Source organism: Thalassoroseus sp. (assembly GCF_984380535.1).
Map to the genome: position 1 here is coordinate 269,862 of NZ_CFHRBF010000006.1, position 17,299 is coordinate 287,160.

13 protein-coding genes are annotated in these 17,299 nt (G+C 54.7%); 8 read left to right on the plus strand and 5 right to left on the minus strand.

Annotation, left to right across the window (positions count from 1 at the left end; genetic code table 11):
* Window positions 1-21 precede the first annotated feature (21 nt).
* The 5 genes from AC5DDB_RS10235 to AC5DDB_RS10255 form a co-directional block, all read right to left on the minus strand.
* The gene (locus tag AC5DDB_RS10235) at window positions 22-312 is read right to left on the minus strand and encodes a hypothetical protein (RefSeq protein ID WP_491739710.1); all 291 of its coding nucleotides are present in this window, start codon (window positions 310-312) and stop codon (window positions 22-24) included.
* A 496-nt stretch (window positions 313-808) separates the two neighbouring features.
* Window positions 809-3,316 (minus strand): CehA/McbA family metallohydrolase, encoded by a 2,508-nt coding sequence (locus tag AC5DDB_RS10240; protein ID WP_491739619.1) that lies wholly within the window; start codon window positions 3,314-3,316, stop codon window positions 809-811.
* A 319-nt stretch (window positions 3,317-3,635) separates the two neighbouring features.
* Window positions 3,636-3,842, minus strand: coding sequence for a hypothetical protein (locus AC5DDB_RS10245; protein WP_491739620.1), 207 nt, complete (start codon window positions 3,840-3,842; stop codon window positions 3,636-3,638).
* Window positions 3,843-4,028, minus strand: coding sequence for a hypothetical protein (locus AC5DDB_RS10250; protein ID WP_491739621.1), 186 nt, complete (start codon window positions 4,026-4,028; stop codon window positions 3,843-3,845). It lies immediately after the preceding gene.
* 5 nt (window positions 4,029-4,033) lie between these two features.
* A complete protein-coding gene (locus AC5DDB_RS10255; protein WP_491739622.1) occupies window positions 4,034-4,333 on the minus strand; it encodes a hypothetical protein in 300 nt (99 codons plus the stop codon).
* A 447-nt stretch (window positions 4,334-4,780) separates the two neighbouring features.
* On the opposite strand from AC5DDB_RS10255, the gene AC5DDB_RS10260 reads away from it, so the two are divergent.
* The 8 genes from AC5DDB_RS10260 (at window position 4,781) to AC5DDB_RS10295 (ending at window position 17,288) form a co-directional block, all read left to right on the plus strand.
* Window positions 4,781-6,112 (plus strand): PQQ-binding-like beta-propeller repeat protein, encoded by a 1,332-nt coding sequence (locus AC5DDB_RS10260; protein ID WP_491739623.1) that lies wholly within the window; start codon window positions 4,781-4,783, stop codon window positions 6,110-6,112.
* Window positions 6,113-6,326: 214 nt separating this feature from the next.
* Entirely contained in the window at window positions 6,327-8,993 is a 2,667-nt protein-coding gene (locus AC5DDB_RS10265) for a sulfatase-like hydrolase/transferase (protein WP_491739624.1), read from the plus strand.
* Between the two features lie 111 nt (window positions 8,994-9,104).
* Complete coding sequence (locus AC5DDB_RS10270; RefSeq protein WP_491739625.1) at window positions 9,105-9,497, plus strand: thioesterase family protein; 393 nt, start codon at window positions 9,105-9,107, stop codon at window positions 9,495-9,497.
* Between the two features lie 139 nt (window positions 9,498-9,636).
* A complete protein-coding gene (locus AC5DDB_RS10275) occupies window positions 9,637-11,127 on the plus strand; it encodes a hypothetical protein (protein ID WP_491739626.1) in 1,491 nt (496 codons plus the stop codon).
* A gap of 95 nt (window positions 11,128-11,222) precedes the next feature.
* Window positions 11,223-11,927 carry a response regulator gene (locus AC5DDB_RS10280; protein WP_491739627.1) on the plus strand — a complete coding sequence of 235 codons (705 nt, stop codon included), beginning with the start codon at window positions 11,223-11,225 and terminating at the stop codon, window positions 11,925-11,927.
* Entirely contained in the window at window positions 11,924-13,201 is a 1,278-nt protein-coding gene (locus tag AC5DDB_RS10285) for an ATP-binding protein (RefSeq protein WP_491739628.1), read from the plus strand. The genes AC5DDB_RS10280 and AC5DDB_RS10285 overlap by 4 nt, the downstream gene beginning before the upstream one ends.
* 174 nt (window positions 13,202-13,375) lie before the next feature.
* Window positions 13,376-16,756, plus strand: coding sequence for an ankyrin repeat domain-containing protein (locus AC5DDB_RS10290; RefSeq protein ID WP_491739629.1), 3,381 nt, complete (start codon window positions 13,376-13,378; stop codon window positions 16,754-16,756).
* Between the two features lie 223 nt (window positions 16,757-16,979).
* Window positions 16,980-17,288 (plus strand): hypothetical protein, encoded by a 309-nt coding sequence (locus tag AC5DDB_RS10295; RefSeq protein WP_491739630.1) that lies wholly within the window; start codon window positions 16,980-16,982, stop codon window positions 17,286-17,288.
* The last annotated feature ends 11 nt before the right edge of the window (window positions 17,289-17,299 follow it).

Below are 17,299 nucleotides of genomic sequence, written 5' to 3' on the forward strand. Positions count from 1 at the left end.
TCCGGCCAAACCGCTCCCCGCTCAACCCATCGTCGCATTCCCACCTGGCATGCCTGGGCCGATTGGCTCCAAGCGCGCTCTGCGTGCTCGATTCTCTCCGTAGTGTGCGAACAGCACCTCCGGTGGAAAGTCGTCCGCCGTGAACGTCAATCCTGGTGTGACGACATTCGCAGCTACATTGCAGTTCTGCAGAAAGCCGGTGATCGGATTCTCGACCTGCAGATGCCCCTCGAAAGGCACATCGCCCAGGTAGTCCACCGCACTTGTCCGTCCCGGAACGAGTTTGTTCCAGTCGAAACTTTCCGGGCGCAACGGGGCCTATCCCGTTTGCACGTAGCCGATGTCATCGTCGGTCGTCGCCCATATGACATTGAATTAGGACAGTCGATTCAAGGCGAGAGCTTATTCGAATTCGGTAGTGTTGCGTGCGTCTCCCGTTCGCTATGGGCTCATCCATAAAGATGGACAGCGGGAAACGCTTCTGAATGTGCCGCACGATGATTTCAACTGGCAGTTGGAATACCGGCCTGTCGAACCGATTCTGGTTCTCAAAGGCTCTCAGATCGCTGTGCTCACAGATTGCTGTGACCGGAAGGTTCGACAACAGCAGCGGAAATCTCGCCAATCCCGATCCATCGGAGACGGTGACCTGAGGACCACATACCGACGATGAGATGCTCTTGGGGCATGTCAATTACTATGTGCCGAGAAAAGTCTTGCTCAAAACGCAGGATGTTCCCGCGGACAGCGATCCAGAATGAGCGAGTTTCGCATCGGATGGGAGCCGTGGATCTCGGAAATTCGCTGCTCAGCGGCCCCACGTTTTAGTCAATCGACTGATCTCCTGTTCGATGTCGTTGCCCTCGTAAAACCACATTTTTCCGCGAACACTCACCGTTTCACCCGGAGGGCAATCCGGAAAGACAGGATCGGAGTGGACACAAGGCACTGGTGGATTTGCCCACACGCGATTACAAGGTGTCCATGCCGTGATGATCCATCGATCGTCGGTTTCCGAGCGAATGGCGATAAAGGGTTTTCTAACGATTTTGTCGTGCGACTGTTGGTTGTTGAATCCCGGTGTCCCTTTGAGCATAACACAGACCTGCGATCGCAATCCGCTCAAAGGTTTCGATGTCCCATTGGTCAGCGTCATGTTCATGTCGACGGCTCGCACGCCTGCGGAAACGGAACTCGAAAATTTGATTCCATTCGGAAGAGTTCGTTCGCAATCAAGTGCCCCATCGTGCTCATGCCATTCCAGCGGAGGCAGTTCGATCCCGGCAGCGGACCAAAGGGTCGGAATATGGGTATGGGCTAGATACGTCAGGCCGAGGTTGGAAAAGATTGCTTCGGGGACGTCGACAACGATGTAGCCACCGTTCTTCCAAGGAGGGAAGATGCTGACCTTCGTCTCACGTTGTGGATGGATCGCCCCGTCGAGAAAACCACGACGCGGATGCCGTCCCCCGGGATACGGGAGGATCCGAATCGAGGGCGGCTCCTCTGTCTCTTTCTGTATCTGGTCCTGGTATTCCTGAATGACCGCGTTTGCATCAGCAATGGAAAGGCCCGTCGCGGCACGAACTTCCTCAGGGGTAAAGCGATGGTGGACAATCATATTTTTCAACCACCGTTCTCGATTCTCCTCCGATAACTGACGGGCTGTGCGTCGAACGGATTCGGAATCATCTTGAAACGGCAACGATTGGTAGAAGTGGAGAGCTTCACGATATTCCGCCATCCCTTCCGCGGAGACGATTCCTTGGCTTCGTTGAATCTCGTCTTGCATCCGACGGATGAGATAGCGTTGCTCCTCATGCCGTAGACGAACCGGCTGGTCATCCACGACCACATACCAGGGAGCAGTCTGCGCGAAACGAATTCGCCCGCCGTCACGTTCTTCGAAAACTCGCACCGCAAACCAGCCGGACTCGGTCGGTTTGATCGATTGACTGATTTTGGACCGATACGCTCCGGCCGGAGTCGGCTGGTTCTGCGGCCGAAGTAAATGTTTCGGTTGCCCGTTGATAACGATCTCTCCATAGGAGAGCGGCGTCTCGGAGGTGATCTCCATTTCGACGGCAATCTCAAGCGTGTTTGTGTCGGTTGTCGTCAAGCGAAACTCGTGTCCCGGATCGCGTGAGTCCGCCGTCGCTAGAAGCATCGGACCTGTTGTAACAAAGGATCGTCCGGCCTGAAGCCCTTGAATCCACTTCTGGTAATTAAATCCGTCTGGCTGATGGACATAGACACGCCCAAACCCGGCAGGCACGGGATGCACGCCGTTGGCGGTTCCGGCAGACGGGGGCAGTCGGAAACCACAATTGAGCAATGTCGAATACATTCCCAACGTATAGTCGAGCCATTGCCGCTCCCCCCCGCTTGCTGTCCCGTATGGCGGGAGCATGTACGGCGGTGCTGCGGTATTCCAATCTGTAAACGCGAACTCCGTTCGCCACAGATGGTTATTCGACAGTTCATACAGTGAATCCGGAGCGAGCACGGGTAGCACCATTGCAAACCGCCAATCGAGTTTGTCCATGTCAAACAGGACGGACGGCTTGGCCGCTCGGGCAGATTCGATGACAGGTCGCCAGGGCGGCACCGTCTTCTTGAGCGTGTCATCGTGTCTCAGGACGAACAACGCGCCGAGTGTATGTCGCTGCTTGTTGACTCGAAAGATCTCATACTCGGTGTTTCGTGGCCAAATCACATGAGTTGGATCGACTTTCACGAGTTGGTTGGGTATGTCACCAGTCGCCGGAGGACTGTCCGAATTCGTGACCCAAGATGTGAGCGGGAAGACGACGTTCAAATCCTCGGCGAGCACGATATTGCGAAGATCGTCCACCGTTCGATGGATGTGTATGTCTCCGGAGTACCAACCGCGTTCCACCAAATCGATCCACCGCTTCAACTTCACCGTGTGCGTGATGTCCGCATCTTTGACCGTGATCGCCTGTTGAACCGGAAAGTAGTTTTTTCCCCTTTCGACGGTGAGCGAATAAGAACCGGGTTCGAGAGTTGTCTTGCAGGAATGCGCGGAAACCGTCGTGTGATATTCGACTGCGTCCGCATTGATCCAGCTTTGCTTCTCGTACCTGACTGCAGTGCCCGCCGGATCAGCCGATTCAAAATAGGAGGGCGTCCCATCTTTTGCCGTCAGATAAATGCGAGCAGCCAGTGGCTCCTCGGATTCGGCATCAATAATGGACAATACCAACGAATGCCCTGCCAGCACATCATCGGCACCACCAACTCCAATGACGCAAAGTAGCCCAGTCAACAGTCCGCACGATTGCCGAAAGCTCATCTTCGGTTCTCTCCTCGCAATGAATTATCTCCGACGCCGACCGCGTTGGCCTTAACAGGTCCAGGTGGAGACATAGCTCTGCAAGTAGCATGACAGCTGTGCCGTTGTTCGTCCAACGATTGTTACGAAGTTCGTCTGATGCAGCCATTGACTGGCAAGCTCTGAATTCCAATGCGATACGAACACCATAGTTATCTGTTCCACGGCTTCGTATAACTCGCTGCCATGTTCGCGATCATCAACTGGCCTTGAAACGGTTTTGACTTGTCAATTATCAGCGATTGAATGAATGAGAATCAGAGGGTCGCCTTGACCGAGTTTAAAAGCTGAGGCCGGCGCTTAATAGCAAGATGTCCGCCGGTTCGATGTTTGGGGTGTTGCTTTCGTATTCGATTTCTCGGCCGAAAACGTAGCCAGCTTCAATTTGCCAATCCGGTTGATGAGTCGCTTTGTTTTCCCAGGCGACCAGCAATTGGAAATCGCGGAGAGTGACTTCAACGTCTCGACCCGAGTCGCGTTCGATCACTCAGGTGCCACCGCCGAATTCACCCGCTACGTAGATCCAGTTTTCTCCGGCGAACAGTCCTGTGCCGTTGGCAATGATGCGACGAGAAAACCGTGGACGCGGGGCGGCGATCTCAATTCGCGTGTCGTCATTGGGTGTCCAGATCAAACCGGCGATCGGCAAGGCGGGAATGTCGTCACGTCCCAAGACAGCTACGCCGCTAATTCGCGTTCGGCGAACTCATCTATTGCGAACAGGAAACGTCTTGAGTGGCGAACTTTGTGAAACCGGTCCCACGCGAGGAGTCCGAGAAAAGTAAAGACGAAGCTAGCAAACCCAACAGGGAACGGATGTCCGAGAATCCAATAAGTCAGCAGCGTGCCGTAGGTACCGGTAGCGAGCAAGAGCACGCCGGGAATCGTAGTCCGAGTCCCGAGGAGCAAACCGGCTCCAACGAGTTGCATCAAACTCCCTAAATTCCGGATGACATTCGGAACCTCGTGTTCGGACATAGCAGCGGCCCACTCCAGGCTTGGGAGTTTAACAGTGCCGATTGTGAGAAAGAGCAGGGACAGTATCACAGTCCCGCCGCGTATTAGGTTGACTTTCGTCAAGTCTCCGATCTTCGTAAATGCAAAGTCAATTTCTCAAGAGAATGTGCCGCCAGTCCATTCGATGCCATCGGGTAGTGATCCCCATTGAATGGGGCCGGTGCCGAAGATCCACAGATCATTCATGTCGCTTTGAATTTTGATGACTCCCGATTGCCCCATGGCTCTCCCGTCGTTCGGCAATACAATAAGAACGATAACTCTCCGCTCCGTAATCTCTTCATCAATTTGCTAGGCATAGGCATCGAAACACACGAGTTCGGCATAAGCACAGGAACGCTCGACGTTTCGTAGCATTTTTCGAATCACTTGAATTTGTCGTAGCCATTGCGAGCTAGGTATTTATCCATGAAATCAAGACTTTTGACGAGTGTGTTCCTATCCGTGTTCTGTCAGCAGGTCTGCGTCGCTGCTGACAAGTTCGAGACGAACTGGCATCAATGGCGTGGCCCGCTTGCGACTGGTGTCTCCCACACAGCCGATCCGCCGGTGACCTGGAGCGAATCCGAGAACATCAAGTGGAAGGTTGCCATCGACGGTCAAGGGACATCAACCCCGATCATCTGGGAAGACAAAGTTTTCGTTCTGACGGCAATCCAGACGGACAAAAAAGACACATCCATTCCGGACCCTCAGGATCAACCCAAGACGAACTTTTTTGACATCAAGCGGCCCAATCAGGTTCATGCGTTTGTTGTCATTTGCCTTGATCGAGAAACGGGGAAAGAGATCTGGCGAGATGTCGCAACTACAAAGATCCCACACGAAGGTGCTCATCACGACAACAATTTTGCCTCCGCATCTCCCACGACCGATGGCAAAAAATTGTACTGCTGGTTCGGGTCGGCCGGACTGTTCTGTTATGACCTCCAGGGACATAGACTTTGGGAACGTGACCTGGGTGAGGTTCGTGTCGGCTCAAGTCTTGGCGAAGGATGTTCCCCGGTCCTGCATGAGGATCGGCTTGTCATTGTCCGCGATCAGCGTCATCAGGGGGCGATTGAAGTCCTCGATGCCAACACGGGCGAGACAAAATGGCGCAAAGACCGCGACGAAGACAATGCCTGGGCCACTCCGCTCATTGTTGAACACAGTGGCAAGACGCAAGTCATCACAGCCGCTTCCGATTTCGTTCGCAGCTATGACCTCGACACCGGTGAGATCATCTGGCAATGCGGTGGTCTCACCGGCAACGTCACTCCCTGTCCTGTCATCGAGGGGGACTATGTCATTTGCATGAGCGGCTACCAGGGACACGCAGCCCTGGCGATTCCACTCACGGAAACCGGTGACATTTCCGGTTCTGAGAAACTGCTTTGGACGATGGATCGTGGCACCCCGTATGTGCCTTCCCCCCTGCTCTACGACGGTCTGCTCTACTTCAATCAATCGAATCAGGGAATCCTCCGGTGCCTCGATTCCAAGACAGGCGAGGTTCAGTTCGGTCCCAAGAGACTTGACAGCGTCTCGAACATCTATGCCTCACCGGTGGGTGCCGCCAAGCGGGTTTATGTTGTCGGGAGAAATGGTACAACGCTCGTTCTCAGACGCTCCCGTCAGTTCGAACCGATCGCGACCAACTCTTTGGATGAACGCTTTGATGCCTCGGCCGCACTCGTTGGAAAGTCTCTGTTCTTGCGTGGGGCCCGGCATCTCTACTGCATCGAATCGAGTGAGTAATAGACACGCTCATTCCGACGAAAAAACCAAACATCAAGGACCACTAACTGCATTGTCATCGTACAATCTTATGTAGTTCGGCGAGCAATTGATCATAGTTTGACAACTGCTTCGACTACGACGACACAATCGACTTAAAGGTCTTCGGTGAAGAACACGGTTGGACTGGTGCGATTGAAGAGATGATGTAACTGAAGTTCTTGGAGAACAAATCGTGAACGTCTTTCGATTCTGGAATCAGACTGTCCTTCACATCGCGGTTCTCATTGCCACGGCCTTCGATGTGCCTGTGTCTGCCGTCGAACCACCGAACATTGTATTCGTGCTCGCGGATGATCTCGGTTGGGCGGAACTCGGTTGTTACGGCAACCAATTCAACGAAACGCCGCATCTCGATCGCCTCGCCTCGCAGGGAATGCGGTTCACGCAAGCTTATGCTGCGGCTCCGGTCTGCTCCCCGTATCGAGCTGCATTCTTGACCGGGCAGTATCCGGCTCGGGTCGGCATTGTGGATTACTTGCGACCGAATTCTGCGAACGCGTTGTCAACCGAATACACGACACTCGCGGAGATGCTTCACAGTGCGGGATACCAGACCGGAATGATCGGCAAATGGCATTTAACCGGTTACCGTCATCATGACGCCGAATACGAAATTCGCCCCACGGACCATGGCTTCGACTGGAACATCGCCAGTGAGGTCAAAGGAGTGGGCAACGGAGCGAACTTCTGGCCCTATGTCTTTCGCGACCAATCGATTCGCTGGCTTGATATTCCTGAGAAACGCCTGGGAGACGAGAAATTTCTCACCGATCGCCTGAATCTTGAAGCCGTTGATTTCATTGAGAGAAACAAGGATCAACCATTCTTCTTGTACCTCAGCCATTACGCGCCACACACAATTCTCAATGGTCGCCCCGAACTTGTCGAGAAGTATCGCCGCAAACATGTACCTGGGAAAAGTACCCGAACACAGTGTTATCTGTGTCAGGATCACGGGCTTGTTGGCGATCCACTGCACCATTGGGCCGGTGATCACAATCCGCATCTGGCTGCGATGTTAGAGAGCATTGATGAGGGGGTCGGTCGGATTATGGAAAAGCTTGATGAACATGGTCTGACGGACAACACAATCGTCATCTTCACGAGCGACAACGGCGGCGAGACGAATGTCACTTCGAACATGCCATTGCGTGGTGGAAAGAGTCAACTGTATGAAGGCGGAATTCGAGTCCCGATGATTGTCCGTTGGCCAGCGGGTGTTCCGACCGAAGCCGTTTGTGAACAGCCAACGATGAATATCGATTTTTTCCCGACGTTGCTCGAAGCCGCTGGCATCGAGACATCGCCTCAACAGAAAATCGATGGAGTGTCGACACTCAAAACCTGGCGGAATCCTTCGATTGCCATTGATCGCGATTCCCTCTATTGGCATTACCCGCTCGATCAACCGCATTTTCTAGGTGGCGTTTCATCCGGGGCGATTCGTGATGGCCATTGGAAGCTGATCGAGTTCTTTGACGACGGCCACGAAGAACTTTATGCACTCGCCGATGATCCTTCCGAGCAACATAACGTTGCTGCTCAACACCCGAGAGTCGTGCGAACACTGAAACAAAAGCTGGCGGACTGGCGAGTCTCTGTCAACGCCCCACAACCGTCACCGCCGCTATTGACTGAGACACGTCAACTGGATTTCGCAGATCATTTTTCTTCGAATCGAGCCAGCCAGCGTTGGTGGTTCAATGCCGATTGGTCCGTGGCGGATGGAATTCTGAAACGGGGCGAACACGGAACGAACACGACTCGCATTTTTCTTCGGGATGCCGCATATCGCGACGTCGTGATTCGTTTCGACTTCCGGATGCAAAAGTCTCAAGACCTTCGACTCGTCACCGGCAGCAACGGGCACTACAACGCAGTCATCCATATTCATCCCGATCACTTTTTTGTGCAGACCGCGAAAGACTCTTCAGGACCGTACTTTTCCTATCGTCACGGCGAATGCGCATACGACTTTGATCCGAACCGCTGGTACACGATGACCGTCGAGTTCATCGGTAATCAACTCGTTGCGCATGTCGATCGGGAGCACCTTGCGTATGCGAAACATCCGATTCTGGATAAGGAACGAACGTATTTCGCGTTTCAGGTCGACGAACACCCCGCCGCATTCGACAACATCCAGATTCTGACTGCGCGTCCTCATTCGACTCAGGCAGGAAACCTCAAACACATCCTCGAAACATCCGGTAAGTACCCCGTCCGGAAATCGTTGACCGAACAATTCGACATTCAGAAAAGCAACGCACACGAATGGTTTTATCAACGATCCACTGAGTATCGCGAATTGGTCGAACGAGTCGATCATCTCGACGAGCAGTTAAAGAAACAGTTTCCCGCCGCATTTCAGACGCACAAGGAATTTCACCAAGAAATTCTTAGCTTGCGGAATAAATTGCTTCAAGACGATCCGCATTACAAAGAACTGCTGTTTGCGACTCATCGGGCTGACCGTGCCATCGATGCCTGGTTGTTCGCTCAGCAACCCGGTTCGGCGGACTTGCCTGATAGTCGGCGTCGGCGGGAACTGGAACAGCTCCGCAGGCGACACGAGCACGATCCCGAGTATTTGAAACTGGTCGCCGCTCGCGACGAAGCACAGCAGCGTTTGGAAAAGACGTACCCGCAATTATTCGTCAGCGATGAAGCGTTCAACAAGCGTCGTGCCCAGCAACGCGAAATAATCAAACGTGACCTTGCCTACAAGAATCTAACCGACCAACGAGCCGCGGCCTACCGTGCTCAGCAGGAGTTCCTGTTCGACAACGACGCAAAACTCGCTGGTTTCAGAAAGCAAATGGAGTCCAAACGACCATGATCTACTGGCGAGGAATTCAACAGGATTGTCGACGATTGTGCGTGTTGCCAACTCCGGTGCGTGCTGGTGGGATCAAGTTCTTTGACGGGCAATAGCGATATGCAAGGCTCAATGAAAATCGGCACGGTTGGTGAAGAACGTTTTGTCGTTGCCCAGCAGCACGCGATTGATTTCGCTGATGAGGTAATGCCGCAGATCCTGTCGACGCCGTGGCTCATTTGGTTTCTGGAACACGCGGCCCGCAACGCCGTCTTGCCGCAGTTGGAACCGGGCGAAAGCACAGTCGGCGTCGTTGTGAATGTCGAGCATCTTGCGGCGACACCTATCGGCGCACAGGTCGTGTGCAGTGCAAAAGTGATTTATGTGGACGGACCATTGATGACGTTCCAACTCATCGCCCATGACGAGCACGAACAGATCGCACGCGGAACCCACAAGCTACGTGTGATCGAAGCTGCTCGGTTAGCCCGGCGTGTTCAAGCCAAGACAAAACAACAGGGATGAATTCGTGAGAAGTACAAAATCGGCGCGATGGGCCTCCGATGTGATTGCCACTGAAGCATCGGCTTTCAGGGTTACTCCATTGCGGATTCGGCAAGGTGGCCACCGCAGCGTGCTCCCTGTGGGCAGGCACGTGGTTTTGATGATCGCTGTCTGCCTTGCCGTTCTCTTCGGTTCGGCGTCGTTGTTATCGGCACAGGAGCGGCCACCCAAGTCGCTTCGGCAAAAAACGGAGCGATTTCAGTTACACGCTCAGCGGTGGCATCGGGTCAGTGAAATCATGCGGGACTTCGAGCCGCTGATGAAAGCGGGTCAGTTTACCCACGCGGAGGAATTAATCGAGCGAGCATTGAGTGTCCTTGAAACCGGAACGGACCCACAAGTCGCCAAGCGACTCCAGAAGTTTCGCAGGCAGACGAACGAAACCCAGTATCTGGTGCTGCCCGTCCCGGAAGCCGGGCACTTACACGGCGGGAACATTGAGGCGTTCGAAAAAGGGATTGTGAGGACAAAACAGCAACTCGGTCCGGTTAACGATCCCGCGAAACGCAACTGGGGTTTTCACCTGATAATACCCGCGTGGCGATTCGATCCCGAACATCTTTTCAGCGACCAAGCCAGCCCGAATATCATCGAGCGGGCGGTGGACGGCGCGATTAAGATCGCATTGAAGCACGACGTTGCCGTCTACATCACAGTCGAAAATCTGGAATGGGAGAACCGCCCCGATCTGTGGAACTTTCATGATAAAGACCGACCGGGCTATGATCCCGACAACGTGCAGAACGTGGAGTGGATGGATTGGGACGGCACGCCGCATCCGCATCGCTATCGTGACTGGGGGCGCCCCGAGCAGATGTCTCCGGTGATTTGCTACAACAGTCCGACTGTCCGCCAGGAAGTGTCGCGGCTTGCGGAGCAGGTCATCGGCCCGCCGATTGCCGCTGGCTTAAAGAAACTTGCGGACGCCGGCAAACCGCATCTCTTTGCCGGAGTGACTGTCGGCGCCGAGCCCGCATTGCCGAACTACGCCGTCATCGGGAAGGTCAATCCTCGGATCGCTGAGAAGATGGACCAAGACGGAGTGCCTCGAAAGCGTCTTGGTTACAACGCGTTGACGAACCTCGGCTACAGCGAGGACAATCCGCCCAAAGACTTCGCTACGGCGTTGGCCAAAGTGAATCAGGATTATATCTCGCTTTGGGCGCGGCATCTTGCGAAGGGAGGCGTGCCTTCGAACAAAATGTATAGCCATGTGGCGGCGGGAGCGGGAGTCGTCGGTTCACCGGGCGTAGAGTTTACGAACGCTCCCATCTCGATTGCATTTGCTGAGTCCTGTCGTCCCGGTTGGACAACATACCCCGTCGGCCCATTGCAGCATGACTTTGGCGTTCTCTACGAGGCCCTCTCCGCTCATGACAACCCACCTTGGGCGAGTACCGAAGCAACCCCGACCGGCTTCGGACCGGGTGGCACATCGATGCGTGAGTATCTGCAACGCCACTTCGATTACGGTGCGACCGCTGTCGTCTTCAACACCGGTGCGACAGACCCAGAATTCGCACAGCGACTCAACCAGGCTGTATGGGGCGACGACGCGATCGAAGCCTATCGCAAGTTTATCGGGAAATGATTGGTATCGTCGAAAGTCGCTTTCTCAATTTGGCAAGCGAGACGTCAGCTTCTACGAAGCAGCAATCGAAATCGGATTCAGATACGATGGACTCCATGAATCACCACGTGCTCATCGTTGAAGACGATGCACCTTTGGCCTCAATGGTCCGTGACTTCTTGATGGAACACGGTTTTGAAGTCACGATCGAGGAGAACGGCAAAGCGGCGATCGATTTGATAAGGCAAGAGTCTTTCGACGCGCTTGTCCTCGATATCGGTTTGCCTGGAGCCGATGGATTCGAGGTGTGCCGGTCAATTCGTCCGCAATTCGATGGGCCCGTCATCGTACTGACCGCTCGTGGAGAAGAAATCGACGAAGTCATTGCCTTGGAAGTCGGTGCGGACGACTTCATGGCCAAGCCAGTTCGTCCCAGAGCGTTGCTGGCGCGGTTGAAAGTTCACCTCAGAAAAAGCAACGCACTGGCTGCGAACACAACCGAAGAGACGTGTGAGGATGACGTTATTGTGGGAGACCTACGGATTGAGCCCTCCAGTCGGACTGTGTTGCTCGCGGGTGAAACCATCGAGATGACGACTGCGGAGTATGACCTGCTGTTGTATCTGGCCCAGCGTGCGGGAACCATCGTCGAACGCAAGGATGTCTACATCGAGTTGCTGGAGATTCCTTACGATGGATTTGATCGGTCGATCGACCTGCGGATTTCCCGATTGCGACGCAAGCTTCACGACGACCCCACTCAACCGACACGGATCAAATCGATCCGGGGAGTCGGTTACCTGATGGCCAAGCCGAAATGACGCGACTCTTCATCCATTTTTATCTGGGCATCATTGCCGTTCTGTTCGTGGCTTGGTTGATTCAGGCGTACGTCTTTCAGGGGACAACCGAAGCCGCCAATGTCTCGGTCGTCGAAGACGCCCTTAGTGGAGGCGCGTTGTCTGCCCGAGACGACATCATCGCGGGGGGTGAGGAAGGGTTTGAAAAGACGATCGCCGAAGTGCGGTCGCGGTTTGCCTATCCGGTGAATGTCGTTCTCAGAGCCGATCGACCGATGTCGCCCGAAACGTCAGCCCGGATCGACCAAGGCGAGTCGGTCCTCTACTTTGACCGCATGCTCGTCGCGATCCCCGACACCCCGTGGTTGGTCGAACTCGGTCCATTGCCCCAATTCGTCAGCCCGAGTCAACGAGATTTGCTGGTTGGTTTAGGCAGTGTTTTTCTGCTGGCAGCCGCCGCCATCGCATTTTTGCTCAGACCCATTGCCCGCCAATTCCGCACGGTCGAGCGAACTGCCCTCGCAATCGCTGATGGCGATTTGACGGCTCGCATTGATGAGAAGAATCCCCGGCAGACCATACCGATCGTTGGGGCCTTCAACAAAATGGCCGACCGCGTCGAAACACTCCTTCGGTCACAAAAGGAACTGTTGCAAGCTGTTTCACATGAGTTGCGGACCCCGTTAGCCCGAATCAAGTTTGCGACCGAACTCGTCCGCTCATCGGACGATGACGAAAAGCGAGAGTTGCGAATCGACTCTATCGATGAGGCGACGGACAAGCTGGACAATCTGGTGGGTGAATTGCTGGATTACATGCGGCTAGGTGAAGGAACCGAAGCAATAGTCAAGGAATCTGTCTCTATCAACGGTTTGATCAATGAAACGATCGCACTCCACGCACCGCTGAGTCATGGAATCGATTTCCGCTTTACAGCTTCATCCCCAGACGTTCAATTGATGTCACACCGGTCGGATCTCCTGCATGCGATTGATAATTTGGTGAGCAATGCAGCGAAGTACGCCAAGTCTCAAGTCGACATTCGCTTGTCGGTGCAGGATCAGCAAGTGACCGTCACGGTCGATGACGATGGTGTCGGTATCCCGGAATGCAATCGCGAAACCGTCTTCGAGCCGTTCCAACGAATCGCTAATGACAAGCACCCCGGTTCTGGTTTGGGGCTGGCAATCGTCCGGCGTATCTGTCGTCGTCTGGACGGTCATGTAGACGTCGATACGAGCCCGCTCGGTGGAGCGAGATTTCAAATCCGCCTTCCAGTCGACAACACACCTTGAGGCCGGGCGTCAATCAACAATCACTCGTTTAACTACCCTCTACAATTTGCGACAAAACAATACACGTTCCCGACTGAAGTCTTCGAATTCGATTCGTACACTAGCTGTTGCGTCAAGTCGCATTCGTTGCTGTGGACGCAACCGGAGCAGTCTTTATCAATCGAGGACATCACGATGTTCAGATCGGGTTACCTTCTTATTGTCGTTGGAATCGTAATTTGCATCGGGTTTGACTTTGTATTCCCGCCTAGCCGAACAGAGTTGGCCTCCGCGGAAACGGTCGCAACGGAAACTTCGCCGCGTGAGCCGCTTGAGGTCGGGCATCCCACCTTCGCCAGCCCGCATGCGTCTCCGATCGGGATTAGCGGCGACTTCGTCTTTGTCGTGAACACGCCGGCGGATACGGTCGATGTGATCAATGCCGAGTCGCAAAAAATTCACACTCGCATCCCTGTCGGCATTGATCCCGTCAGCATCGCCATCCGTCCCGATGGCAAAGAAGTTTGGGTGTCGAACCACGTTTCCGATTCGGTCAGCGTAATCGACAATGATCCCGGCAGTCCCACATACCAGAACGTCATCGCAACGATTCAAGAGTTCGACCCGCAGACGAAGGCGACGACGTTCGATGAACCGGTCGGGATCGCATTTGCCGGAAACGAAAAAGCCTACGTGGCCCTGTCTTCCGAGAACCAGATCGCTGTTGTTGATGTGGCTTCGCGGAAAATCACCAAGCGACTGCGGATTCCCGCCCAAGACCCGCGAGCGATTGCAGTTCAAGGCGATCGTCTTTACGTCATCCCCTTCGAGTCCAACAACAAGACGCAACTTTCCGGCGGCTCGCGTGACGCTATCGATGGCGAACTCGTCACGTTCGACGCTTGGCAACATTCGATTGCGGTCAACAATGTGCTCTCGCTAGGGCATGTCACCGACATCGTCAAACATCCGGATGTCCCGGATCGGGACTTGTTTGTTTTCGACACGACGACGGACAAACTTGTCGAATCGGTCGACACGCTGGGCACACTGCTTTATGGGATCACAGTCGACTCGCAAGGCAACGTCTTCATTGCTCAGACCGATGCACGCAATGATGCCAACGGTCGTGCGGGCACCAAGAAGCACGGCATGAAGGAGTTGGAGAACCGAGCGTTTCTGAATCAGATTACGCGAATCGACTTCAAGGACGGATCGGCCGAGAAGCCGCAGTTCATCGACCTGGAACCGTTGCCACCGGCACATCCCGAAAAAGGCATGGCGTTGGCGACGCCCTATGCGATCCAGGTGAGTGCCGATGACTCCGTGATCGTGGCGACCGCAGCGGGTTCAGACAAGCTAATGACGGTCGATGCCGCCAGTGGCGAAGTGCTGGGCCGCGTTGCGGTCGGTGCCGTTCCCCGAGGCGTCGCTCTACAGAACTCCGTCAACGGCACCTTGAATCAAGCGTGGGTCTACAACGCAGTAGCGAACACGGTTTCCGTGGTCGATGTGACAGACGCGACCAAGCCAACAGTTGCCGGGTTTGTGAAACTCGAGGACCCCACTCATCCGCAAGTCAAACTCGGTCGGACCTGGTTTAACGACGCCGATGCGTCTTCGACCGGCACGTTCTCCTGTGAAAGTTGCCATCCGGACAACAACACCGATCAATTGCTGTGGGTTCTGCAAACGCCGATTGCCACCGGCGGCGATCAAATCATGCCGCGTTCAACGATGCCGGTGCGTGGCTTACGCGATACGGCCCCGTTTCACTGGGATGGCGTCCTCGGCGACCCCTACGGCGGCAACAACACGGCCCACATTTACGAGGCCATCGAGCCGGTTGCCGACGCCTACGATCAACGCACGAGCACACGGCATTTGGTCGACATCAGCATGGCCGAAATCCTCTTGACGCACGGCGATGAAACCGTCAACGACGAAGGCAAACCCGGCGGATTTACAGCCGCGGAGCGAGACGACTTGGCGACGTATCTCTTGAGTGTGTCCTTCCCTCCCGCACAACGACGCGCCTACGACAACGTCCTGACCGACCGCGCGAAGGAAGGTTACAAGCTATTCCACATCGAAGGGGATCTCGACCCGTCGAAAACGGCGGCCAATGTTTGTGGCGATTGTCACCGCATGCCGTTCTTCGTCAGCACGAACACTCCCGGAACCGGCATGGAAGCACCGACGTGGCGCGGCGCTTACGACCGCTTCCTTATCCTGCCCCAAGGGCGACTCAATATCATCGAGTTCCCATTTTATCGCGACGTGGCTCAGCGTGGACAATCCGAAGAGAAAATCTGGCGTTTCTCGTGGGGAGGCCGTCGCCGATTTAACCCCGTCTGGAATATGGTCGTCGAAGGCAGCACCGGTTTCTCCGGCTCATTCGCAAGGCAGGTGACGCTCTCCGAGACGACCGTCGACGATGAACTCACCGTCGATCTGCTGGACGCGTTGGAACTGTCAGCCAGCGAGGGAGGAATCGTCTTGGAGGCGGACGGTGTCTTCATCAAAGAGGGTGAGTCAAACACAGTGGCGTTGCAGTTCGACGAGAATTTCAACGGCGGCTCATACATTGCCAAACCGGATGACTCAGGAAAACGTCGTCGTCGTTCGGCCAGCCGAGACCGTGCCGACTACTCACGCACAGAACTCGTAGAGCTGGCGAAGCAAGGCCAATTCGTGGGAACATTCACCGGTCGACACGGTGAATTGGCCGACATCAAACACCCGCAACCCGCGTTGTGGACGCTCGGCCCAATTGAGAAACAACGCGGCCACCAAGAATTTCCGATCCTCCACGAAGGCAATTTGAGCATGTCGGTCAGCGGTCGAAACTTTGAGGAAGACGCAGCAGTCTATGTCGATGGACGTCGCGTTGAAGGTAGTGTGGCCTACGGCGATGACGATGAAAACGAGGAAGTGATCATCGACCTAGCCACGTTGCCAGCCAATGGAATGCACACGCTGCAGGTTCAAACAAAGCATGGCATGTTCAGCAATGATTTTATATTCCACGTGACGGCTGACGCGGACGCTGCCTCCAAATTGAGACGGTCGTTCGCAGACGCACAAGTCGATCATCGCGCAGCTCTTTCCCAGGCGATCGCTAGTGGCGATGTCGAAAAGGTAAAGAAAGCTCTCGATCGAGCAAGCGCCGGTTTCGGCAGTTCACCACCGGTCAACGGTCGTGGTGCGAGTGGCTCGATACCACTGAGCGGAGCCGCCCTGCGTGGCAACATCGAGATCGTGAAATACCTCCTCGACCGCGGAGCCAACGTCGCTGCCACCAACCAAGATGGCAACACGCCCCTGCACGTCGCGGCCTTCATGTGTCATACGGAAATTGTCGAACTCCTACTTGAACAGGGAGCTTCACCGCATCAAAAGAACGACCGTGGCGATAGTGCGATCGATTCCGTCTCCGGCGAATGGAGCGAAGAACTCGCAAGCTTCTACACGGGGCTTGGTCGTGCAATTGGCGTCAAAATTGATCTTGAGCGGATTCAAGCACAACGACCAAAGATCACCCAGTTACTGCGCAAACACAAGGCCGTGAAATAGTCATACTTTGGCTTGCAAACAGTTCTAGTGAGAAACTGTCTCGGCAGCTCATCGTGAGTTGCGACTATAGATTCAAACTATCCAAAATCGAATCGGAGATAACTATTAGGAACACTAACGTCACCAAACGCACAACTTCTACGTGCAAGCGATCAAACAGTTTTGCAAGTGGAAGGTCGATTCAGACCGGGCAACCGAGAATGCGGGCCGGAACATTCGCCGCGTGAAAGTGACCGATAAGGACGAACGCCGAGCGTTGACCGACGCCGAATTGCAAAAGTTGATCATCACGGCGGCATCAGGGCCGGCTCGGTACAACTTAGACGGTCGATCACGTGCGATGCTCTACCTCACCGCGACCTACATCGGCTTGCGGGCATCGGAACTCGCCGCACTGACACCGAAGAATTTCGATCTATCCGGCGAAGTCCCCACGGTGACCATCAAGGCGGCCGATGAGAAAGCTCGTCGCGGTGCGGTGCTTCCATTGCATCCAACCTTGCACGCCGAGCTGCGGAAGTGGATTGAATAATTCGAAGCCGA